Origin of the sequence: Nocardia sp. SSK8 (assembly GCF_037034205.1) — a bacterium.
Classification (GTDB): Bacteria; Actinomycetota; Actinomycetes; order Mycobacteriales; family Mycobacteriaceae; genus Nocardia.
This window is the reverse complement of sequence record NZ_JBAGKD010000009.1, coordinates 18,711-39,756: the sequence shown is the minus strand read 5'-3', so window position 1 is coordinate 39,756 and position 21,046 is coordinate 18,711. Positions and strand designations below refer to the sequence as shown.

The 21,046-nt window shown below is 70.4% G+C and carries 20 protein-coding genes and 1 pseudogene; 13 read left to right on the top strand and 8 right to left on the bottom strand.

Translation table 11 applies throughout. The features are described 5' to 3' along the window. The first annotated feature begins 52 nt into the window (after positions 1 to 52). Complete coding sequence (locus tag WA675_RS17980) at positions 53 to 649, top strand: class I SAM-dependent methyltransferase (RefSeq protein ID WP_336085743.1); 597 nt, start codon at positions 53 to 55, stop codon at positions 647 to 649. A gap of 162 nt (positions 650 to 811) precedes the next feature. On the opposite strand, the gene WA675_RS17975 is transcribed toward WA675_RS17980, so the two are convergent. Continuing rightward, positions 812 to 1,759, bottom strand: coding sequence for an alpha/beta fold hydrolase (locus WA675_RS17975; protein ID WP_336085742.1), 948 nt, complete (start codon positions 1,757 to 1,759; stop codon positions 812 to 814). A 185-nt stretch (positions 1,760 to 1,944) separates the two neighbouring features. Here WA675_RS17975 and WA675_RS17970 point away from each other — a divergent pair, with 185 nt between their 5' ends. From WA675_RS17970 to WA675_RS17960, 3 genes are all read left to right on the top strand, one after another. After that, positions 1,945 to 3,048 carry an agmatine deiminase family protein gene (locus WA675_RS17970; protein WP_442945656.1) on the top strand — a complete coding sequence of 368 codons (1,104 nt, stop codon included), beginning with the start codon at positions 1,945 to 1,947 and terminating at the stop codon, positions 3,046 to 3,048. Positions 3,049 to 3,089: 41 nt separating this feature from the next. After that, positions 3,090 to 3,659, top strand: a complete 570-nt coding sequence (locus tag WA675_RS17965) for a TetR/AcrR family transcriptional regulator (RefSeq protein WP_336085741.1) — start codon at positions 3,090 to 3,092, stop codon at positions 3,657 to 3,659. A gap of 64 nt (positions 3,660 to 3,723) precedes the next feature. Then, positions 3,724 to 4,023 carry a hypothetical protein gene (locus WA675_RS17960; RefSeq protein WP_336085740.1) on the top strand — a complete coding sequence of 100 codons (300 nt, stop codon included), beginning with the start codon at positions 3,724 to 3,726 and terminating at the stop codon, positions 4,021 to 4,023. A 3-nt stretch (positions 4,024 to 4,026) separates the two neighbouring features. Here the strand turns inward: WA675_RS17960 and WA675_RS17955 are convergent, their stop codons facing one another. Together WA675_RS17955 and WA675_RS17950 are read right to left on the bottom strand one after the other, a co-directional pair. After that, positions 4,027 to 4,323 carry a transcriptional regulator gene (locus WA675_RS17955; protein ID WP_336085739.1) on the bottom strand — a complete coding sequence of 99 codons (297 nt, stop codon included), beginning with the start codon at positions 4,321 to 4,323 and terminating at the stop codon, positions 4,027 to 4,029. Then, on the bottom strand, positions 4,320 to 4,754 hold the full coding sequence (locus WA675_RS17950) for a hypothetical protein (protein ID WP_336085738.1): 435 nt from the start codon (positions 4,752 to 4,754) through the stop codon (positions 4,320 to 4,322). Before WA675_RS17950 ends, WA675_RS17955 begins: the two co-directional genes overlap by 4 nt. Before the next feature lie 58 nt (positions 4,755 to 4,812). Between WA675_RS17950 and WA675_RS17945 the strand changes: the two genes are divergently transcribed. After that, on the top strand, positions 4,813 to 5,250 hold the full coding sequence (locus WA675_RS17945) for a VOC family protein (RefSeq protein ID WP_336085737.1): 438 nt from the start codon (positions 4,813 to 4,815) through the stop codon (positions 5,248 to 5,250). A 6-nt stretch (positions 5,251 to 5,256) separates the two neighbouring features. Here the strand turns inward: WA675_RS17945 and WA675_RS17940 are convergent, their stop codons facing one another. From WA675_RS17940 to WA675_RS17930, 3 genes are all read right to left on the bottom strand, one after another. Continuing rightward, positions 5,257 to 5,601, bottom strand: a complete 345-nt coding sequence (locus tag WA675_RS17940; protein ID WP_336085736.1) for a DUF1801 domain-containing protein — start codon at positions 5,599 to 5,601, stop codon at positions 5,257 to 5,259. 320 nt (positions 5,602 to 5,921) lie between these two features. Beyond that, positions 5,922 to 7,001: a redox-regulated ATPase YchF gene (gene ychF / locus WA675_RS17935; protein WP_336085735.1), complete on the bottom strand. Its 1,080-nt coding sequence runs from the start codon at positions 6,999 to 7,001 to the stop codon at positions 5,922 to 5,924. Positions 7,002 to 7,059: 58 nt separating this feature from the next. Next, a complete protein-coding gene (locus WA675_RS17930; RefSeq protein ID WP_336085734.1) occupies positions 7,060 to 7,980 on the bottom strand; it encodes a quinone oxidoreductase family protein in 921 nt (306 codons plus the stop codon). 226 nt (positions 7,981 to 8,206) lie between these two features. Here WA675_RS17930 and WA675_RS17925 point away from each other — a divergent pair, with 226 nt between their 5' ends. From WA675_RS17925 to yczE, 7 genes are all read left to right on the top strand, one after another. Then, complete coding sequence (locus WA675_RS17925; RefSeq protein ID WP_336085733.1) at positions 8,207 to 9,052, top strand: AraC family transcriptional regulator; 846 nt, start codon at positions 8,207 to 8,209, stop codon at positions 9,050 to 9,052. A gap of 4 nt (positions 9,053 to 9,056) precedes the next feature. Further along, positions 9,057 to 9,467, top strand: a complete 411-nt coding sequence (locus WA675_RS17920; protein ID WP_336085732.1) for a VOC family protein — start codon at positions 9,057 to 9,059, stop codon at positions 9,465 to 9,467. Positions 9,468 to 9,586: 119 nt separating this feature from the next. Next, the gene (locus tag WA675_RS17915) at positions 9,587 to 11,839 is read left to right on the top strand and encodes a carbon starvation CstA family protein (protein ID WP_336085730.1); all 2,253 of its coding nucleotides are present in this window, start codon (positions 9,587 to 9,589) and stop codon (positions 11,837 to 11,839) included. Positions 11,840 to 11,982: 143 nt separating this feature from the next. Further along, the gene (locus tag WA675_RS17910; RefSeq protein ID WP_442945655.1) at positions 11,983 to 12,189 is read left to right on the top strand and encodes a YbdD/YjiX family protein; all 207 of its coding nucleotides are present in this window, start codon (positions 11,983 to 11,985) and stop codon (positions 12,187 to 12,189) included. 78 nt (positions 12,190 to 12,267) lie between these two features. Further along, positions 12,268 to 13,755 carry an AlkA N-terminal domain-containing protein gene (locus WA675_RS17905; RefSeq protein WP_336085729.1) on the top strand — a complete coding sequence of 496 codons (1,488 nt, stop codon included), beginning with the start codon at positions 12,268 to 12,270 and terminating at the stop codon, positions 13,753 to 13,755. Continuing rightward, the gene (locus WA675_RS17900) at positions 13,752 to 14,258 is read left to right on the top strand and encodes a methylated-DNA--[protein]-cysteine S-methyltransferase (protein ID WP_336085728.1); all 507 of its coding nucleotides are present in this window, start codon (positions 13,752 to 13,754) and stop codon (positions 14,256 to 14,258) included. The genes WA675_RS17905 and WA675_RS17900 overlap by 4 nt, the downstream gene beginning before the upstream one ends. 62 nt (positions 14,259 to 14,320) lie before the next feature. Further along, positions 14,321 to 15,103, top strand: a complete 783-nt coding sequence (gene yczE / locus WA675_RS17895) for a membrane protein YczE (protein WP_336085727.1) — start codon at positions 14,321 to 14,323, stop codon at positions 15,101 to 15,103. 282 nt (positions 15,104 to 15,385) lie between these two features. Here the strand turns inward: yczE and WA675_RS27410 are convergent. Continuing rightward, positions 15,386 to 15,514: pseudogene (locus WA675_RS27410) on the bottom strand (helix-turn-helix domain-containing protein); the annotation flags it as partial. Positions 15,515 to 15,648: 134 nt separating this feature from the next. Here WA675_RS27410 and WA675_RS17890 point away from each other — a divergent pair. Continuing rightward, positions 15,649 to 17,091: an MFS transporter gene (locus WA675_RS17890; RefSeq protein WP_336085726.1), complete on the top strand. Its 1,443-nt coding sequence runs from the start codon at positions 15,649 to 15,651 to the stop codon at positions 17,089 to 17,091. Between the two features lie 334 nt (positions 17,092 to 17,425). Here the strand turns inward: WA675_RS17890 and WA675_RS17885 are convergent, their stop codons facing one another. After that, positions 17,426 to 21,034: an SMC family ATPase gene (locus WA675_RS17885; RefSeq protein WP_336085725.1), complete on the bottom strand. Its 3,609-nt coding sequence runs from the start codon at positions 21,032 to 21,034 to the stop codon at positions 17,426 to 17,428. Between the last annotated feature and the right edge of the window lie 12 nt (positions 21,035 to 21,046).

The following is a 21,046-nucleotide window of genomic DNA, read 5'->3' as shown; positions in this document are numbered from 1 at the left end:
ACGACGCGCCGACCCGGGCATGCCCTGTCCAGTGACCACTACCCTCGCCCCCGTGTCCGACATCGTCCGCACCGCCTATTCCGCGGTCCACCGGCTCTACATCGATTCCTTCGGCTCCCCCAGCGACCTGGACCCCGACGACGTCACCTTCGTCCTGAACCACTTCACCCCCGGCCCCACCCTCGACCTCGGCTGCGGCCCCGGCCACTTCACCAAAACCCTCACCGACGCGGGCTACCCCACCACCGGCATCGACCTGGTCCCCGAATTCATCACCCACGCCCGCACCACCTACCCCACCCTCCCCTTCGAACAGGCCTCCTTCACCACCCTCCCCACCCCCGACCACACCATCACCAACATCCTGGCCTGGTTCTCCCTCATCCACTTCCACCCCACCGAACTCCCACCCCTCCTCGCGGAATTCCACCGCGCCCTCACCCCCGGCGGCACCCTCATCCTCGGCTTCTTCGAATCCCCCCACACCGTCGAACCCTTCCCCCACAAGGTCACCACCGCCTACCGCTACCCCACCCCCACCCTCGCCGAAACCCTCGCCGCAGCAGGCTTCACCGAGAAAGCCCGCCGCCACCACCCCGCCAGCGACACCACCCGCCCCTACTCCGCCCTGGCCGCCACAGCCTCCTGACGTTCGTCCGTACAGCCCACGGCACCGGAGTTCACCGTGCCCTGCCCAGTGATGGCCTCAGCTGAGCGGAGCGTGGTGCTTCACTCAGGAAGCGAGCTGATCCGCGACATGTCGTCGGTCGGTGGCTGCGGGCTCCATATCGGCCGCTGCGGAGCCGACGCGTCAGGCTGCCGCGGCCAGAACCGCGTTCAACGTCCGATGACCACTCGCCCGGCTGACCAGGCGGGTGAGGGCTTCGGCCACCCTGGCGGGCTGTTCGAGGATGACCGAGTGGCCCGCGCCGTCGACCAGTACCAGGTCGGCGTAGTCGATGGCGGCGGCCATGGCGACGGAGTGCGAGGGCGGGGTCATCAGGTCGGCGGAGCCGCACAGGATGAGGGTGGGGATGGCGGAGAGGGCGGGGAGGACGTCGGTGCGGTCGTAGGTCATGAAGGCGCTCAGGAAGCTCGCCATGGTGACGATCGGGGTCTCGTTGTGCATGGCGTAGGCCAGGGCCAGGACCCGGGGGCTCACCTGGCGATCGCCGAACTCGGCGGCCCGCACCACCGGCGCGAACACCGTGCACGCGACCTGCTTGACCCGCTGCATCAGCCGCGGCGCGCGCCGCACCGCCGCCTGGAATCCGGCGATGATCGGGTGCCGCAGCAACCGGCCGAACCCGGCGTCGGCCAGCCCGCTCGCGGCGGTCGCGATGAGCGCGACACCCACGATCCGGGTGCCGATCTCGTGGCGGTGCTGGTCGGCATAGGTGAGCACGGTCATCCCGCCCATCGAGTGCCCGACCAGCACGACCGGCCCGGTGGGCGCGACCGCGTCGAGCACCGCGCGCAGGTCGTGGCCGAGCTGTTCGAGGTGGTAGCTGTGCCGGGCGGCGGTGGCCGAATCACCGTGGCCGCGATGGTCGTAGCAGACGACCCGGGCGCCGGGATTGTCGCGCAACAGCGCATCGCGCACCTCGGTCCACGACTCGGTCCGCAGGCAGTGCCCGTGGATCAGCACCACCGTCAGCGCCGCGTCGCGCCGCCCGTATTCCCGCACCGCGAGCCGCGCGCCGTCCTCGGCCGAGACCGCGACACGACGCTCCTGGGCGAGAGTGCTGATGGTCGACATCGCGAGCCTCCGGTTCGAGTGGGGTGACAGGTTCCACTCTCTCCTGGAAAAGGCCTCGTCAGCAGGGCCCCGAGTGCTGGCTCCGCACCCCCGAGGGTGCACGGAATCCCCACCTAGGTGCACCACCATCCTTGACTGAAAATTCAGTCAGGTCTAGCCTGGAGACGACCAGAAGGAGATGACAGATGCGACGACGCACGTTCGTCCAGACCACGATGGCCGCGCTCGGCAGTGTGCTGTGGGCCGGTTGCGCCGACAGCGACAGCCCTGAGGACCACGACGGGAGGACCTGGCTGATGCCGGAGGAAGGTCAGCCGCACCAGCGCACCTGGATGGCCTTCGCGGCCGACGAGCGGATCTGGGGCGCGCATCTGGTCCCCGAGGTCCAGCGCGACCTGGCGACCATCGCCACCACGATCGCCCGCTACGAACCGGTCACCATGCTGGTGCGCCCCGCGGACCAGGCCCTGGCCCAGCGACTGATCGGCGCCGCGAACGTGGAACTCATCCCCACCGACCTCGACGACCTGTGGATGCGCGACACCGGCCCGGTCTTCGTCCACGACGGAAACACCAGGGCCGGAGTCGATTTCAACTTCAACGGCTGGGGCGACAAGCAGGAGTACCGCGCCGACGCGAAGGTCGCCGAGTTCGTCACCGGCCGCGCTGGCGTCGAAACCCTGCACACCGATCTGGTGCTGGAGGGCGGCGCGCTCGAGGTCGACGGCGAGGGCACCGCGATCATCACCGAGAGTTGCGTGCTCAACAGCAATCGCAACCCCGGCTGGAAGAAACGCGACGTCGAAGCGGAACTCGCCTACCTGCTCGGGATCGAGAAGGTGATCTGGCTGCCCGGCATCGCCGGTCACGACATCACCGACGGCCACACCGATTTCTACGCCCGTTTCACCGGCCCCGGCGTGGTGGTCGCCGGCCTCGACGACGACCCGGATTCCTTCGACTACGACGTCACCCGCCGCCACCTCGACATCCTGCGCGCGGCGACCGACGCGCGCGGGCGTCCGCTGCGGGTGGAGGTGCTGCCCGGACCGTCGAGCGTGCGCGAGACCTTCGAGAACGATGATTTCGCCGCGGGCTACATCAATTTCTACGTGTGCAACGGCGCCGTCATCGCCCCCGAGTTCGGCGATCCCGACGCCGACGCCGCCACCGCGGCAACCCTGACCCGACTGTTCCCCGGACGCGACGTGGTGCAGATCAATATCGACGGCATCGCCGCAGGTGGCGGCGGCATCCACTGCACCACCCAGCAGGAACCCGCCGCCTGAGCCGTGCCCGGGTGAGCGCCGGGGACCTACTGTGAGGAATCGTGTCGGATCGTCGTACCCAGATCATGGAAGCCGCCGTCCGCGTCATCGCCCAGGACGGCGTGCGCGGACTGCGGGTCGACAAGCTCGCCGCGACCGCCGAGGTCTCGACAGCCCTGATCTACTACCACTTCAAGGATCGCGCGGGCATCCTGCAGGCCGCGCTCGCCCATATCAACCATCGCGCCCAGACCTACACCGACGCGCCTGTCACCGACCCGCGCGCCCGCCTCGAGCAGATGCTGCTCCAGGAACTCCAGGACGCCCCCGACGTGCGCGAAACCAGCCTCGCCTGGGGCGAACTGCGCGCCACCGCCGCGTTCAACGCCGACCTGCGCGAGCCGCTGCGCACCACGACGGCATCCTGGAACGCCGATATCGAGTCCCTGATCCGCGCGGCCGGGGAATCCGGCGGCGTCGCCACCGGGGTCGCCCCCGCCGATGCCGCCGAGCGGCTCACGGCGCTGGTCGAGGGACTCAGCGAACGCTGGCACAGTGGTTCGCTCACGCTCGCCCGCGCCCGCGAGCTCCTCGCCGGGGCCATCGCACTCGAGTTGCCGCCGGACACCTGACCGCTACCCTCGACAACACCGGCGAACAGGGGGACATGTGACCGTCGATGGGGAGAGATCCGCTGTGCCGCAGCGCTCCACGGGGTTCCGGGTGCTGATCGGGACCGCGCAGGTGGCGCTCGGTGTGGTCGCCGGGTACCTGGTCAACTGGGGAACGCTGCTCGGCATCCTCCAGGTGGAGATCGGTACCGGCTGGACGCTGCCGTGGCTGCTCGATGTCTGGCTGCTGCCGTTCGCGGTGACCGCCGGGATCGTCGCGGTCCTGTGGGTCACGCTGCCGCGGATCCGGCTCGCGCTGGCCACAGCCCTCGCGACTTCGCTGCTGACCTCGATCTTCTTCGTGTGGCTGCTCTCATCCTGGTAGCGCTCAGCCGAATTCGGCCTGGCCCACGATCTCCCGCAGCGCCCGCACATGCCCCCGGTAGGCGTCGCGGCCCTGCGCGGTGAACGCCGCCCAGGTGCGGGTCCGCCGATCCCGCAGACCCTTGGACACCGTCACGTATCCCGCGTCCTCGAGTGCCTTGACCTGCTTGCTCAGCACCGATTCGCTCACCCCCAGCTGATCGCGCAGCAGGGCGAACTCGGCCCGCTCGACCGTGTCGAGGATCGCGCAGATCTGCAGCCGGTGCGGCGCGTGCACGAGCGGGTCGAACGCCGCCGTCACGGCTGTTCCCGCAGACTGCGCACCCACGCCGCGTTCCATCGCGGCCCGAGCACACACACCGTCACGAACATGACCACCGCCGCCACCGCGCTCACCACGACGCTGCCCGCCACGATCGACGCGAACACCCCGCCCACGATCACCACCACCATCACCCACGCCGTCCACGCTCCCTGCTCGCGCATGGTCGCCATGGTCCAGCTGCCGGTGACCCGCGCGTACGCGACCATGTCGCCCACCAGCGCCAGCAGCCCGAGCGCGAGCAACACCCCACCCCAGAGCCCGCCGATCCCACTGCCCAAGGCCAGCAACGCCGCCCCCGCGCCGAGCACCGGCCAGTACCACCCCGGCGTCGACACCCGCCGCGCGACATCGTCGCGCACCTGCCCGATCGCCGCGAGCGCGTCCCGAGCCTGATCTTCCCGCGTCATCCGCGACCTCCCTCAACTTGCCGTTACGGAAAGTCCGGAACTCCCCTACGCTCACACCATGACCGTGAGGATGGGCAATGTCGGCATCGTCGTGGAAGACCTGAGCGCGGCCATCGACTTCTTCCGCGAACTCGGCCTGGAGCTGGAAGGCCAGGGCGCCGTCGAAGGCGAATGGGCAGGCCGCGTCACCGGCCTCGGCGACCTGCGCGTCGAGATCGCCATGATGCGGACCCCCGACGGCCATAGCCGCCTGGAACTCTCCCGGTTCCTCGAACCCGCCGTCATCGCCGACCACCGCACCGCCCCGGTCAACTCCCTGGGCTACCTGCGCGTCATGTTCACCGTCGACGACATCGACGACACCCTCACCCGCCTCCGCACCCACGGCGCCGAACTCGTCAGCGACGAGGTCATCCGCTACGAAAACGCCTACCGCCTCTGCTACCTCCGCGGCCCCGAAGGCATCCTCCTCGGCCTCGCCGAGGAACTCGGCTGACGATCGTCACCGCGCCCGATTGACCCGCACCGCGTCCTTGATCAGCGCCTTGAAAGCCCCGGCGTCGAGCTCATCGTCTTCGTGCAGATCGATCGACCGCCCCCGCGGCGCATGCAGACTGGCATTGAACAACCCGCCCGGATCGTTCACCGAAGACCCCTTGGCAAAGTTCACCTTCACCTTGCCCTTGTACATCTCCAAGGTGCAGATCAACCCGTCCAGCGAAAAAGCGGGCACCCCGTCCGGATTGGACGGCTTCTTCCACTTCATCTCCTCGACGACACCCGGCTCCGCCTCCTTGATCAAGGAACGAATGTCATCGACCCGACCGACCCGCCAGTCCTCAGCCATCCCCTGATAATAGGCCCCACCCCCACCTCAGACCGCGACTCACAGGCCCGCCGTAGCAACACCTCGAGATGACCGACCGCCTCGAACGCGACCGCCGCTGTCCGGCTCGACCATGCGTAGAGAGCCAGTGCGGCATCGCGATCACCGTCAGCGGCCCGTAAGAACGGGTCGAGCCGATGCTCGGACAGCAGGCCACTCACATCCGTCGCGACACGGCCCCCTGGCACCGGCACTTGCTATCCTGGCCGGGAACGCCCCCGTGTCGCCTCTGAAGTAATTCATGCGCCTGGGCTCCTTCAATTCACCCCAGGCGCAACGGATTACACGTTGAAGCGGAACTCCACGACGTCGCCGTCGGCCATGACGTAGTCCTTGCCCTCCATGCGGACCTTGCCTGCCGCCTTGGCGGCGGACATGGAGCCCGCGTCGACGAGGTCGTCGAAGGCGACGAGTTCGGCCTTGATGAAGCCGCGTTCGAAGTCGGTGTGGATGACACCCGCGGCCTTGGGGGCGGTGTCGCCCTGGTGGATGGTCCAGGCTCGGGCTTCCTTGGGGCCTGCGGTGAGGTAGGTCTGCAGGCCGAGGGTGTGGAAACCGGCGCGGGCAAGGGCGTGCAGGCCGGGTTCGGTCTGGCCGATGGACTCGAGCAGTTCGAGGGCGGACTCGTCGTCGAGTTCGAGGAGTTCGGCTTCGACCTTGGCGTCGAGGAAGACGGCGTCGGCGGGGGCGACGACGGCCTTCAGTTCGGCGACCTTGGCCTCGTCGGTGAGCACCGATTCGTCGGCGTTGAAGACGTAGAGGAAGGGCTTGATGGTGAGCAGCGAGAGTTCACGCAGCAGCTCGCCGTCGATCTTCTTGCCCGCGGCGAACAGGGTGGTGCCCTCGTTGAGGAACTCCTGGGCCACCTTGGCGGCGTCGAGCAGTGGCTTGCGGTCCTTCTTGACCTTGGCTTCCTTCTCGAGGCGCGGGATGGCCTTCTCGAGGGTCTGCAGGTCGGCCAGGATGAGCTCGGTCTCGATGACCTCGATGTCGGCGGTGGGGTCGACGCGACCGTCGACGTGCACCACGTCGTCGTCGGCGAACACGCGCACCACCTGGCAGATGGCGTCGGCCTCGCGGATATTGGCCAGGAACTTGTTGCCCAGGCCCGCGCCCTCGGAGGCGCCCTTGACGATGCCCGCGATGTCGACGAAGGACACCACGGCGGGCACGGTCTTCTCGGAACCGAAGATCTCGGCGAGCTTGTCCAGCCGCGGGTCGGGCAGCGGCACCACGCCGACATTGGGCTCGATGGTCGCGAACGGGTAGTTCGCGGCCAGCACGTCGTTCTTGGTCAGCGCGTTGAAGAGCGTCGACTTACCGACGTTGGGCAGTCCGACGATTCCGAGGGTGAGGCTCACGGAATCGAGAGTCTACGCGCCGGAGGGACCCGCCCCTGACAGGGCGGGTCCCCACCGCTCAGGGAACCAGCACGACCTTGCCCAGGTTGGCGCGCTGCTCGATCACCGCGTGCGCGGCCGCGGCGTCGTCGAGCGCGAACTCCGCGTGCACGACCGGGTGCAGCAGCCCGGAGGCGTAGTACTGCCAGACCTCCTGGCGCAGGTCCTCGTAGCGGGCGGGGTCGCGCTGGGCCAGGCGGCCGATGCGGAAGCCGGTGAGGGTCTTGCCCCCGGCGAGCAGGTCCTCGGCGTCGATCAGGCCGCCGCCGGTGCCGTAGGTGACCACGCGGCCGCCCTCGGCCAGCCCGGCCAGGGTGCCGCCCAGCCCGGTGCCGCCGACGCCGTCGAGGGCGTAGTCGGCCTGCTTGCCGCAGTGCAGCTGGTCGTAGGTGAACACCTCGTCGGCGCCGAGTTCGCGGACGAAATCGGCCTTGGCGGGATCGGAGACGGCGGCGACGACCCAGGCGGCGCCGCGCACGCGGGCCAGCTGGACGGCCAGGTGCCCGACGCCACCGGAGGCGGCGGTGATCAGGGCGGTCTCGCCCTCGCGCGGGGCGGCGGTGTCGAGGGCGCCGAGGGCGACCAGGCCGCTGCGCATCAGCGCGACCGCGTCCACGGCGGAGGCGCCGTCGGGGATGGCGGACGCCTGGTCGGCGGCCAGCACGACGTACTCGGCGTAGGCGTCGGCGGTGCACAGGCCCACGACGCGGTAGCCCGCGCTGTAGCCGTCGACCCCGTCACCGACCGCGACGACCTCACCGGCGACCTCGGCGCGCAGCGGCTGCGCCACCGGGGCGCTGATCCGCCGGATCGCCGACAGGGTGACCCCGATGGCCTCGACCCGGACCAGCAGCTCACCGGCGCCGGGCACCGGCACCTCCGCCGCGACGACCTCGAGCGCCTCCGAACCACCGCTGCGCTCGTACTGAACCCGCCGCATGACACCTCCTACAGATTTGGGCGAAGGCGCAACGTTAACCGGGCGAGTGCGCGTTTCCACAGGCCATGGACGGGTGAGTGCGAAATCTCACCGACTCCGCGACACTGCGGAGAGCACCTTCACGAAACGGTTACCCCGTCCCCGCGGCCGGGACGCGTGCGTCATCCCACACCGCCACGGCCTTGACGGATGCCGCCCCGCACCGTCCCGGCGTAGCGTGGCCGGTATGGAGCCGACCACCGAGGTGGTGACCGCGGCCCCCGCGCCGGTGCTGGCAGCGTTCATCGACCGGTACGTGGGCTATCGGCTGGCGGGCTTCGCCCCCGGCCTGCATCGCGGGCTGCCGTCGCGGCACATGACCTTCATCGTCGCGATCGGGCCCACGATCGACGTGGTCACCCAGACCGACCCGCGTCAGGCGCCGGACAGTTACCGCTGCGTGCTGAGCGGCTTGCAGGCGAGCCCGGCGATGATCGCGCACACCGGCTTCCAGGAGGGCATCGCCATCGAACTCACCCCGCTGGGGAGCCGGGTGCTGTTCGGGATGCCCGCCGGGGAACTGTGGGATGTCTCGATCGAATGCACCGATGCCCAGCGGATTCTGGGTGATCAGCTCGCCGATGCCGTGCAGTCGCACCCGGATTGGCCGGGCCGCTTCGCCGCCTGCGACCGGGCGCTGCTCGCCGCCGCCCGCACCGATTCCCTGGCCGGTCCCGAATTGACCTGGGCCTGGCGCACTCTCGTCGGCACCGGCGGCTCCTGCGAGATCACCCCGCTGGCCGAGCGGATCGGCTGGAGCCGCCAGCACCTGACCCGCAAGTTCACCGCCGAGTTCGGCGCGAGCCCCAAGCTGGCGGCCCGGATCATCCGCTTCGAACGCGCCCGGCGCATGCTCGCGGCCACCCCGTCGTTCGTATCGATCGCCCAGATCGCGGCCACCTGCGGCTACTACGACCAGGCGCATCTGGATCGCGATTTCGCCGAGCTCGCGGGCTGCTCCCCCACCACGTGGCTCACCGAGGAAGAGGTTCCATCCGTCCAAGACCCGGACACCGCCGACACGCGAGGCTGAACACATGGACACCACAACCAACACCCAGACCGGCGTCTGGCCCTGCCTGGCCTTCGACGACGCCCGCGCCATGATCGAATTCCTCACCACCGCCTTCGGTTTCACCGTCGCCGCGGTCTACGCCCGCGAGGACGACCCCACCGTCGTCGAACACGGCGAACTGCGCTGGCCCGCGGGCGGCGGCATCATGCTCGGCTCCACCGGCCGCGACGAATCCCCCTTCGGCACCCGCCCCGCCGGAGTGGCCTCCCTCTACCTGATCACCGACGACCCCGACGCCCTGCACGACCGCGCCGTCGCCGCGGGCGCGCGGATCATCCGCGGCCTGCGCGACGAGGACTACGGCTCCCGCGGCTTCACCGCCACCGACCCCGAGGGCAACCTCTGGAGCTTCGGCACCTATCGCGGCGAATGACCCGCTGAACAAAATTTCATCTTGGCCGCGAGCGCGGAGATCCTGGCCGATCTGTCCGAGCGATCCGCTACCTTGACGATGTTCTACCCAAGGCTTGGCGCGTTCTGTCAGGAGAGTCAATGGCGACCATCGAGTATCTGCGGACCGAGCCGGATCTTCCCCCGGTCGGCCTCGTCGACCGCACCCCGATCACCCCGGCCAAGAAGGCTGTGTTCGCGGGGATCGCCGTGCTCGGCGCCATCGCGTGGGCCGTGGTGGCGTTCGTGCGCGGCGAGTCGGTGAACGCGGTGTGGATCGTCATCGCGGCGGTCTGTACCTACATCATCGCCTACCGCTTCTACGCGCGGTTCATCGAATGGAAGATCACCAAGCCGCGCGACGACGTGGCCACGCCCGCCGAGATCTATGACAACGGCAAGGATTTCATGCCGATGGACCGGCGGGTGCTCTACGGGCACCACTTCGCCGCCATCGCGGGTGCCGGGCCGCTGGTGGGTCCGGTGCTGGCCGCGCAGATGGGTTATCTGCCGGGCACCATCTGGATCATTGTCGGTGTCGTTTTCGCGGGCGCGGTGCAGGACTATCTGGTGCTGTGGGCCTCGACCCGGCGCCGTGGGCGCAGTCTGGGGCAGATGGCGCGCGACGAGCTCGGCGCGGTCGGTGGGGTGGCCGCGATCGTGGCGATCCTGGCCATCATGACCATCCTGCTCGCGGTGCTGGCGCTGGTGGTGGTCAACGCGCTGGGCGAGAGTCCGTGGGGCGTGTTCTCCATCGCGATGACGATCCCGATCGCGGTGTTCATGGGTGTGTATCTGCGGTATCTGCGGCCGGGCAAGGTCGGTGAGGTCTCCGCGATCGGCATCGTGCTACTGCTGGCGGCCATCATCGGCGGCGGCATGGTGTCGGAGACCCAGTGGGGCACCGACTGGTTCACCCTCTCGCGCACCACGATCGCCTGGTGCCTGATCGCCTACGGCTTCTTCGCCTCGGTGCTGCCGGTGTGGCTGCTGCTGGCTCCGCGCGACTACCTGTCGACGTTCATGAAGGTCGGCACCATCGTGCTGCTGGCGGCGGGCATCCTGATCACCATGCCGGTGCTGAAGGCGCCCGCGGTCTCGGAATTCGCGCACAGCGGAACGGGTCCGGCCTTCGCGGGCAGCCTGTTCCCGTTCCTGTTCATCACCATCGCCTGCGGTGCGCTCTCGGGCTTCCACGCGCTGGTGTCCTCGGGGACCACACCCAAGCTGCTGGCCAAGGAATCCAATGCCAGGATGATCGGCTACGGCGGCATGCTGATGGAGTCGTTCGTCGCGGTGATGGCGATCATCACCGCCTCGATCATCGACCAGCACCTGTATTTCGGCATGAACGCGCCGGGCGGGCTCACCGGCAACACCCCGGAAACCGCTGCGGCCTACACCAATTCGCTCGGGCTGAGCGGCCCGCCCGCCACTCCGGAGCTGTTCGCCGACGCGGCCGCCGATGTCGGCGAGAACTCGGTCATCTCGCGCACCGGTGGCGCCCCGACGCTGGCCGTGGGCATCTCCGAGGTGTTCCACCAGTTCCTCGGCGGTGAGTCGATGAAGGCGTTCTGGTACCACTTCGCGATCATGTTCGAGGCGCTGTTCATCCTCACCACCATCGACGCGGGCACCCGCGTGGCGCGGTTCCTGGTGTCGGACGCGCTGGGCAATTTCGGCGGCGGCTTCCGCAAGTTCAAGGATCCGTCCTGGCGGGTCGGCGCGTGGGTGTGCTCGTTGCTGGTGGTGGCGGGCTGGGGCGGTGTGCTGCTGATGGGCGTCAACGATCCCTTCGGCGGCATCAACGCGCTGTTCCCGCTGTTCGGTATCGCCAACCAGCTGCTGGCCGCGATCGCGCTGACGGTGGTGCTCACCATCATCGTCAAACGGGGGCAGTGGAAGTGGGCGTGGATTCCGGGCGTGCCGCTGGTCTGGGACCTCATCGTCACGATGACCGCGTCCTGGCAGAAGATCTTCTCCGCCGACCCCAAGCTCGGCTACTGGAAGCAGCACAGCCTGTGTCAGGCGGCCAAGGACGCGGGCACCGGCTGCCTGACGGCCAAGACGCCCGAACAGGTCGAGACCGCCATCCGCAACACCTTCATCCAGGGCACGCTCTCGATCGTGTTCGCGGTGCTGGTGCTGATCGTGACCGTGGTCGGGGCGTATGTGTGTCTCAGGGCCATCCGCTCGGGCACGGTATCGAGCACCGAGTCCGCGGAGCAGCCCTCGAAGATCTTCTCGCCCAGCGGTTTCCTGGCCACGGCGGCGGAGAAGGACGTGCAGAAGGAGTGGGACGCGCTGATCGCCGAGGGCAAGGTGAGCGCGCCCGGATCGGCGCACGTGTCGTGACTGGTCGCCGCGACGTGGTCGGCCGGTTCACCGAGTCGGCCGACCAGGCCCGGTGCGACCACCGGCGTGATCGTGCGAATGGCTCGTCAGCAGTCGGAAAATCGCACGCGCGAGCAACGAATGCACGATTACGCCGGGGCAACGTGTGGCTCCAGGCGCTGGTCCGGGTCCGGGACGGTGCGCGCGGTGTGGCCTGGTGGTACAGCGCGATCAACGGCGGTCAGGACTACCGGCGGTATGTCGAGCACCGCAGGCGCACGCATCCCGGCGAGCCGATCGCCTCGGAACGGGACTACTGGCGCGAACGCTACGCCGAAGCCGACCGCAACCCCACCAATCGCTGCTGCTGACCAGGTAGACCCCGGTCCGCGCCCCGTCGGGGGTATGTGGCCGATTTCCGCTAGCGTTGGTGGCACCGGGCTGCCACTGTGGAACCCGTGACGATCACGGCATTGGACTTCGAACGCTGCTACCGCGCGGTGTCGACCAGGGACTCCCGCTTCGACGGGCAGTTCTTCACCGCGGTGCGCACGACCGGCATCTACTGCAGGCCCTCGTGCCCGGCGATCACCCCCAAACGGGTCAATGTCTCGTTCCTACCCACGGCGGCGGCCGCCCAGCAGGCCGGGTACCGGGCCTGCCGCCGCTGCCTGCCCGACGCCGCGCCCGGTTCCCCGCTGTGGAACATCCGCGCCGACCTCGCCGCCCGCGCCATGCGGCTGATCGGGGACGGGGTGGTCGAGCGCGGCGGGGTGCCCGGCCTGGCCGCGACGCTGGGGTACTCGCAGCGTCAGCTGACCCGGGTGCTCACCACCGAACTCGGCGCCGGGCCGCTCGCGCTGGCCAGAGCCCATCGCGCGCACACCGCGCGGCTGCTCATCCAGACCACCGAGATGCCGATGTCGGATATCGCGTTCGCGGCCGGGTTCGCCAGCATCCGCCAGTTCAACGACACCGTGCGCGAGGTGTTCGCCGTCAGCCCGACGACGATGCGCACCGAACTGCGATCCTCGCCACGCAACGATGTGGTGGCCCCGGCGGTGCCCGGCCTGCTGACCTTGCGCCTGCCGTACCGGGAGCCGCTGGATACCGCCTGGCTCACCTGGTTCCTGTCCGCGCACACCGTGCCGGGGATGGAGGTGTTCGACGACGGCGTCTACACCCGCAGCCTGCGCACCCCGCACGGCTACGCGACGGTGCGGCTGTCGTTCCAGCCCGGACATGTGCGCGCCGAGCTCGCGCTGCGCGACATGCGCGATCTGGCGCCGACGGTGGCGCGGGTGCGGCATCTGCTCGACCTCGACGCGGACCCGCTCGGCATCGACGAGGCGCTCGGCGCCGGGTCCGGCTGGTCGCCGGGAATCCGGGTGCCGGGGTGTCCGGACGGTCCGGAGTTGTTGCTGCGCACCATGATCGGCCAGCAGATCTCGGTGCGGGCGGCGGCCACGCACACCGCCCGCCTGGTCGACGCGCTCGGTGAGCGGATCGACGGCGCGGCACCCCTGCTGTTCCCCACCGCCGAAGCCATCGCCGAACACGGCGCCGAGATACTGACCGGGCCCGCACGCCGGGTCGCCGCGATCGTGGCCGCCGCGCGGGCGATCGCCGAGGGCGAACTGGCCCTGCACCCCGGCCGCACCGCCGCCGATCTGCGCCGGGACCTGCTCACCCTCGCCGGGATCGGGCCGTGGACGGCCGACTACGTCACCATGCGGCTGCTCGCCGATCCCGACATCCTGCTAGACACCGACCTGGTGGTGCGCCAGGGCGCGCTGCTGGCCGGGATCGACCTCGACCACACCACCCGCTGGGCGCCGTGGCGCTCGTATCTGTCCATGCATCTGTGGAAGACCGCGCTGGTAGAGCGCGGCGCCATCCCCACCCTGCCTTCTCCGATAGGAAGTGAAGCCTCATGACTGCCACTCGTCTCGCCGAGGTCGCCACCGTCGCGACGCCGATCGGCCCGTTCACCGCGATCGTCGACGGTGACGGTGCCGTACTGGCCTCCGGCTGGACCGGCGATCCGGCCGAACTCACCGCCGTCGTGCACGCGAGCCTGCGCCCGACCGAGCTGCGGCAGCGCGATGCGCTCGGTGCCGTCACCCAGGCGGTCCTCGACTATCACGACGGTGATCTGACCGCGATCGACGCGATCCCGGTGCGGCAGCGGTCGGGTGAATTCCTCTCCCACGCCTGGGATGTGCTGCGGAAGGTGCCCGCCGGGGAGCCGGTGACCTATACCGAGTTCGCCGGGCTGGCGGGTCGACCGGCAGCGACGCGGGCCGCGGCCAATGCCTGCGCGCGTAATGCCGCGGCGCTGTTCGTGCCGTGTCATCGGGTGCTGCGGATCGGCGGGCAGCTCGGCGGGTTCCGCTGGGGGCTCGAGGCCAAGCGGTGGCTGCTCGACCACGAGCGGTGATCAGGCCAGTATTCGGCGAGTGGCTCTTTTGAAAGGTCCAGTCTCCTCGGATGCTGGGTGGCATGCTCACTCGTCGTCTGGTCGCCCTCTATGCCGGGCTGTGGTTGTACGGGACGTCGATGGCGGTGATGGTGCGGGCCGGTCTCGGACTCGATCCGTGGGATGTCTTCCATCAGGGCGTTGCCGCGCACCTGCCGCTGAGCTTCGGTGTGGTCACCGCGTTGACCGGGGTCGTCGTGCTGCTGGCCTGGATTCCGCTGCGGCAGCGGCCGGGACTGGGGACCGTGAGCAATGTGGTGGTGATCGCGGTCGCGGTGGATGTGGGGCTGTGGCTGATTCCGGAGGTGCGCGGACTGGGGTGGCAGGGGCTGGCCATGGTGGCGGCGGTCGTCGTCAACGCGGCGGCCACCGTGCTCTACATCGGCGCCGGAATGGGTCCGGGGCCGCGCGATGGACTGATGACTGGACTGGTCGCCCGGACCGGGTGGCCGGTCTGGTCGGTCCGCACGGGCATCGAGGCCACGGTGCTGACCACCGGCTGGGTTCTCGGCGGCACAGTGGGCATCGCGACCCTGGTCTACGCGTTCGGCATCGGGCCGCTGATCCAGCTGATGATCCCGTTCGTCGACCGGTGGTTGCCCGGCTTCACGCCGGTGCCGCGACCCGAACCGGTGGTCGCGGCGCCATCAGGCGGCCAACAGCTGGGTGGCGAGCAGGTCGGTGACCCACTGCCGCCAGTCCTCGGCCGACCAGCCGCGGTCGCCGACGAGCAGCCGGTAGGTCTCCGGCGCGGTGAGCGCCAGCGCGATATCGGCGCCGCGCTCCACCGAAACATCCTGCCGTAAACCTTCTTTGGCCGCGAGCTCGGCGACGAGCCGGTGTTGCACGGTGCGCCGGGCGGCGATATTGGCCTGCCAGATCTCGGCCAGCTCCGGGTCGGTCGCGGCCGCCGAGCGCACCACCTCCAGCAGCGGGGCGACCCGGCCCAGGATCTCCGCCGCCGCCGCGACTTGCAGGCGGATCTGCTCGCCCGGCGGGGCCGCCAGGGCGGCGGCGAACCAGGGCCGATCCATTGTCGCCACCGGTTCGGTGTCGCCCGCGATCGCGGTATCGAGCAATTCCAGCAGGATCGCGCGCTTGGTGGCGAAGGTGAAATACAGCGTCTGCACGGCCATTCCGGCCTGTTCGGCGATGGCTTTCATCGTGGTGGCCGCGTAGCCGCGCGCGACGAAGAGTTCCCGGGCGGCGGTGAGCATCCGGTCGCGATTGGCGCTGGTCTTGGCGGCGCGGACGCCCGCCGATCGTGCGGTCATACCGAAGATCCTACTTGACTAGAGCAGCACTCCAGTGACACTCTCGCTAGAGTTCTACTCTAGTGAAAGGTCCTGTGATGGCCGACCCTGGTATTCCTTCTTCGCGTGCGCGGTGGATCCTGCTGTTGATCACCGCCGTCGAACTCGTCGTCTTCCTCGACACCACCGTGCTCAATGTGGCGCTGCCGACGATCGGCGCCGAGCTGGGGCTCAGCGAGTCCGGGCTCGGCTGGGTGACCAACGCCTATCTCCTCGCGTTCGGCGGCTGCCTGCTGCTGGGCGGGCGCACCGCCGATCTGATCGGGCCGCGCCGCATGTTCACCCTCGGCCTCGGGCTGTTCACCCTGGCCTCGCTGGTGGCGGGTCTCGCGCCCTCGGCCGAGGTGCTCATCGCCGCGCGCGCCGCGCAGGGCGTGGGTGCCGCCCTGTTGATTCCCGCCCAACTAGCGCTGCTGACAGCGGTTTTCACCACGCCAGCGGCCCGGAACCGTGCCTTCGGCACGTGGAGTGCCATGGGTGCGGCCGGTGCCGCGATCGGCACGGCGCTGGGCGGTCCGCTCACCGATCTGTTCGGGTGGCCGTCGATCTTCCTCATCAATGTGCCGGTCGGGGTCCTCGCCCTGGCCGGGGTCCGGCTGCTGCCCGCCGACACCCGGCGGACGGGGGCCGCGCTGCGCGAACTCGATCTGCCCGGCGCGATCACCGCGACGACGGGGCTGCTGCTGCTCGGCTACGGCATCGGCGCGCTCGGTGAGCCCGCGCCCGGGGCCGGGCCTGCGCTGATGTTGGGCGGCGGGGCGGTGTTGCTCGTCCTGTTCGTCCTGATCCAGGCGCGCAGCCCGCATCCCCTGATGCCGCTGCGCATGTTCGGCGTGCGCGCGGTCAGCGGCTCGGCGGCGGTGAACTTCCTCGTCGGCGCCGCGCACGTCCCGGTGTTCGCGTTGATCGCGCTGTATCTGCAGCACACCCAGGACTACAGTCCGACGCTGTCCGGCCTGGCCGTGCTGCCGGTGGCGGTGGTGAACATCGTGCTGTCACGGACGCTGTTGCCGGTGTGCCTGGACCGGTTCGGGGCACGCTGGGTGCTCACGGCGGGTCTGGCGATCCAGGCCCTGGCCATGCTGTGGTTCGCCCGGCTCCCCGAACACGCCAACTATCTGATCGATATCGCCCCCGGCGCGATCCTGCTCGGCATCGGCCTGCCCGCCGCCTTCGTCGGCGTCACGGTCCCCGCCGTCACCGCGGTCGGCGAATCCCAGGCGGGCACCGCCGCAGGCATCGTCAACACGGCGGGCCGCATCGGCTCCGGAATCGGCGTGACGGCCCTGCTCCTGCTCGCCCAGGAGGTCACCGAATCCGCCACCGCGACAGCCGACACCGCCTACCGCACCGGCCTGACCTCAGCCTTCCTCGCCGCGGCCGCCCTCGCCGCCCTCGGCGCCGCCCTCGCCGCATTCGCGTTGCCCACGACAGCGCCGAAACCGGCACCGACGACCGAGCCGGTGCCCGCCACCGACTGAGGACGGAGGTCGATCGAACGTCCGAACCGGCGGTCGGCGAACCCGGCCGCCGGACCACCGGGCATCGGACTGCCCGGCCCGCTGAGCGCCGACGAACCCGGCCGCCGGACGACCAGACTTCCGACTACCCGCCCCTCTAGGCGACGGTGACCTGGAGATGGGAACCGAAGCGTCCGCTAGGCGGCGGTCGCCTCGAGGTGGGGCCGGTGCGACCGCTAAGCGACGGTGACGTGGAGCTGGAAGCCGGTGCGACCGCTAAGCGATAATGTTTAGAGCTGGAAGCCGGAGCGACCGCTAAGCGACAGTGGTTTGGAGCAGGAAGCCGGAGCGACCGCTAAGCGACAGTGGTTTGGAGGTGGGAGCCGGTGCGGCCGCGCAGGACGTGGAGGCGGCTGGGGATGCGCTGGCGCATTTCGTCGACGTGGCTGACGACGCCGACCACGCGGCCGCCTGCGCGGAGTTCGTCGAGGACGCCCATGACGGCGTCGAGGGTGTCGGCGTCGAGGCTGCCGAAGCCCTCGTCGATGAACAGGGTGTCGAGGACGAGGCCGCCGGATTCGGCGGCGACCACGTCGGCGAGGCCGAGGGCCAGGGCGAGGGAGGCCATGAAGGTCTCGCCGCCGGAGAGGGTTTTGGCCGAGCGGACGGCGCCGGTGTAGTCGTCGCGGACGTCCAGGCCGAGACCGCCGCGCTTGCCGCGCGGGCCAGCCTTGTCGGAGTGCACGAATTCGTAGCGACCGCCCGACATCCGGCGTAAGCGCAGCGAGCCCGCCACCGCCACTTCCTCAAGGCGGGCCGCCAGCACATACGAGCGCAACGACATGCGACGGCTGTTCTCGCCCCGGCCCGCGACCACCTCCGCCAGCCCGGCCAGCTCGTCGAACTCCCGCTGCTTCGGCGCGATCCGCTCCACCTCACCCCACAGCTGCGCCCCCAGCTGCTCGAGCTGCGCCACCCGCTCCGCCGCCGCGGACTGCACGGCGACCGCGGTGGTGAGCGCGCTCTGCGCCTGCGCGAAACGCTGCTCCACAGCGGCGAGATCACCGGGCACCTCCCCCGCCGCCGCCCGGATCTCCGGCTCGGCCAGCACTGCCTCCGCATGGGCCCGCGCCCGGTCGGCGGCGGTCAGCTCGGCCTCGATCGCCGCCTGCTGCTGCGCGGTCCGCGCGACGGCGGTCACCACCTTCGCGTAGGCGGTCAGGAGCGCGATGTCGTCGCGGGCCGTAGCCGGTTCGGGATCCGCGATCGCGTCGTCGGCAACTGCGGGTTCTCCGTCGGCGACGGCCGGGGCGAAAAGATCGAACAGCATGGGCGTTTCGGCATCGACGTGCACCGGTCGAACGCCATCTCGGGAACCGCTCGCCGCCGCACCGTCACTCGGTGAGCCGTCGCGCACCGCCGCACCGTCACTCGGTGAGCCGCCGCGCACCGCCGCACCGTCACTCGGTGAGCCGCCGCGCACCGCCGCGCCGTGACGCGCGACGGGGTCACTCGACCGCCGCGCGTCGTCGCGCGCAGACCCGGTGGTCGCGGATGACATCGCGCCGACACCGCCTACGGGGCAAGCGCCCTCGGGGGTGAAACCCGCTGTGTGGGAGAGGGTTTCCACGCGGGTGGCGATGCGGTGGACGGATTCCCGGGCGGCGGATTCGGTGGTGCGGGCGGTGCGGAGGGTGGTGGCGGAATCGATGAGGGATTCGAGGCGGGTGGTGCGGGCGTCGACGGTGTGGTCGGCGCCCGCGGCGGTGCGCAGGCGCTGGGTGATGTCGTCGAGGCGGGTGCGGGTGGCGGTGATCGTGGCGGTGGTGGTGGCGAGGCGGGCGTCGATGGCGCGGGACTCGTCGTTGAGGTGGGTTTCCTCAGTGCGCAGGGTGTCCAGGCGGGTGGTGAGGGTGGGGACGCGCTGGGCGGTGTCGGCGGTGTCGTCGAAGCGGTGGGTGGCGGTGCGGAGCGCGTCGGCGAGGGCGACGGGGTCGGTGTCGCCGCCGCGGGCGGCAAGCGCCTCGAGCTCGCGTTCGATGGTGCCGATCCGCTCGGCGATGCGGTCGCGGGCCGCCTCGGCGGCTTGTTCGGCGGCGGCGGCCGCCTCTTCGGCGTCCTTGGATACCGCGTCGTCGGTGGGACGGGCGGGCTCGGGATGCTCGGCGGAACCACACACCGCGCACGGCGCGCCCTCGGTGAGCGCCCCCGCGAGCTCGGCCGCCATCCCCGCCAGCCGCCGCGCCCGCAGGTCGAGCACCCGCTCCCGCGCATCGAGGTGCATCCGCCGGGCCGCGTCGAACTCCCCCTGCGCCTTGTCCAGCGCCGGTCGCTGCCGGGCGATCTCGACGGCGGCGGCGGCGGAATCCTGCCACTTGGCCAGCTCGGTGCGAATCCCGGGCAGCGCGGCCGCCGCGTCGGTGGCCTCCCGCAACTGCTCCTGCGCCGAGGCCAGTGCGGTGGGCAGCTCGGAGCGCCGCCGGGCGAGTTCCCCGGCCCGCACGCTCAGCCGCTCGGCCGCATGCTGGTGTGTCGCCAGATCGACGGTCAGCTGTCGCGCCGTCGCAGCGTCGGCCCGGATCTCCCCCAGCACCCCGAGCAGCCCGTTCCACACGCTCACCGCGGCATCCAGGTCCCCCTCGACATCACGGACTGCCAGGCCAGGAACACCGCCACGCTCAGGCGATGCCGATCCGGTCCGGCTCCGTCCGTCCGGACGGTCGCTTCCCCGCACTGGATCGGTCTCGTGGCGGGGCGCACCCCATGACGCGCGGTGCGGGGAGGCTCGATGGCTCGAACCATCGGCGGGATCTCCGGCGACCGCCGCCGTCGGTTCGCTCGCTCGCCCGGGTGACGCGGAGGCGGATTCTTCGATGACGACGGTCAGCAGGTCGATGCCGCTGATGTCGGCGGCTTCGGGCGCGGTGAGCTGGGTGGCCAGGGCGGTGGCGGCGGTATGGGTGGCGGCTTCGGCGCGACGCAGGGTGCGCACGGCCACACGGGCCTCGTCGATGACGTGGACGACCGGGTCGGCACGACGGGCCTGGTCGAGTTCGTGCTCGAGCGCGGCGCGGTGCCCGGCGGCGGAGGTGAAGGCGGCGAGTTCGGCCTTCGCCGCGGTCATCCGGGCGTGCAGGTCGGCGAGGCGGCGCTGCTGGTCGGCCTCGGCGCGGGCGGCGGCCGATTCCCGGTGGCGCCGTTCGGCTTCCGCGGTCGCCGCGGTGAGGGCGGTGCGCGCGGTGGCGAGCAGATCCTGGGACCAGGACACCGAGTCGAGCACGCCCACCGATTCGGCACCGCCGTACCCACCGGCCATGCCGACCTTGGTGATCAGGCGGTCGATGCCCTGGTGACGAGCGTCCAGGTCGCGTTCGGCGGCACGGCGGCGCTCGGCCAGCCAGTGCTCGGCGGTGCCGAAACGCTGGGTGTCGAAGAGTTTTTCGAGCAGCTTCTCGCGGTCCTCGTTCTCGGCGCGCAGGAACCGCGCGAAATCGCCCTGCGGGAGCAGCACGACCTGGAAGAACTGGTCGGCGCTCATGCCGAGCAGGCGCAGGACCTCGTCACCGATATCGGTGATCCGCGCGAGGTTCTCGCCGCTGCCGTCGAGCCAGGTCAGCGTCGCCTTGGCCGGTTCGATCCGGGTTCCGGTGCCGCGCAACTTGGGTCGCTCGAACTCGGGCACCCGGACCAGCCGCAACCGGCGCCCGCCGAGGGTGGCCTCGAGGGTGACCCGGGGCGGGGTCTGGGCATCGGCGTGGTCGGAGTGCAGGCGTTTGCTCTCGCCGCGCGCGCCGGGGACGCGGCCGTAGAGGGCGAAGGCGATGGCGTCGAGGATGGTCGTCTTGCCCGCGCCGGTGTGCCCGTGCAGCAGGAACAGGCCGTCTGCGCCCAGTGCGTCGAAGTCCACGACCGTGGTCTCGGCGAAGGGACCGAACGCGGTGAGTTCGAGCCGGTGCAGCCTCACGCGGCACCGCCG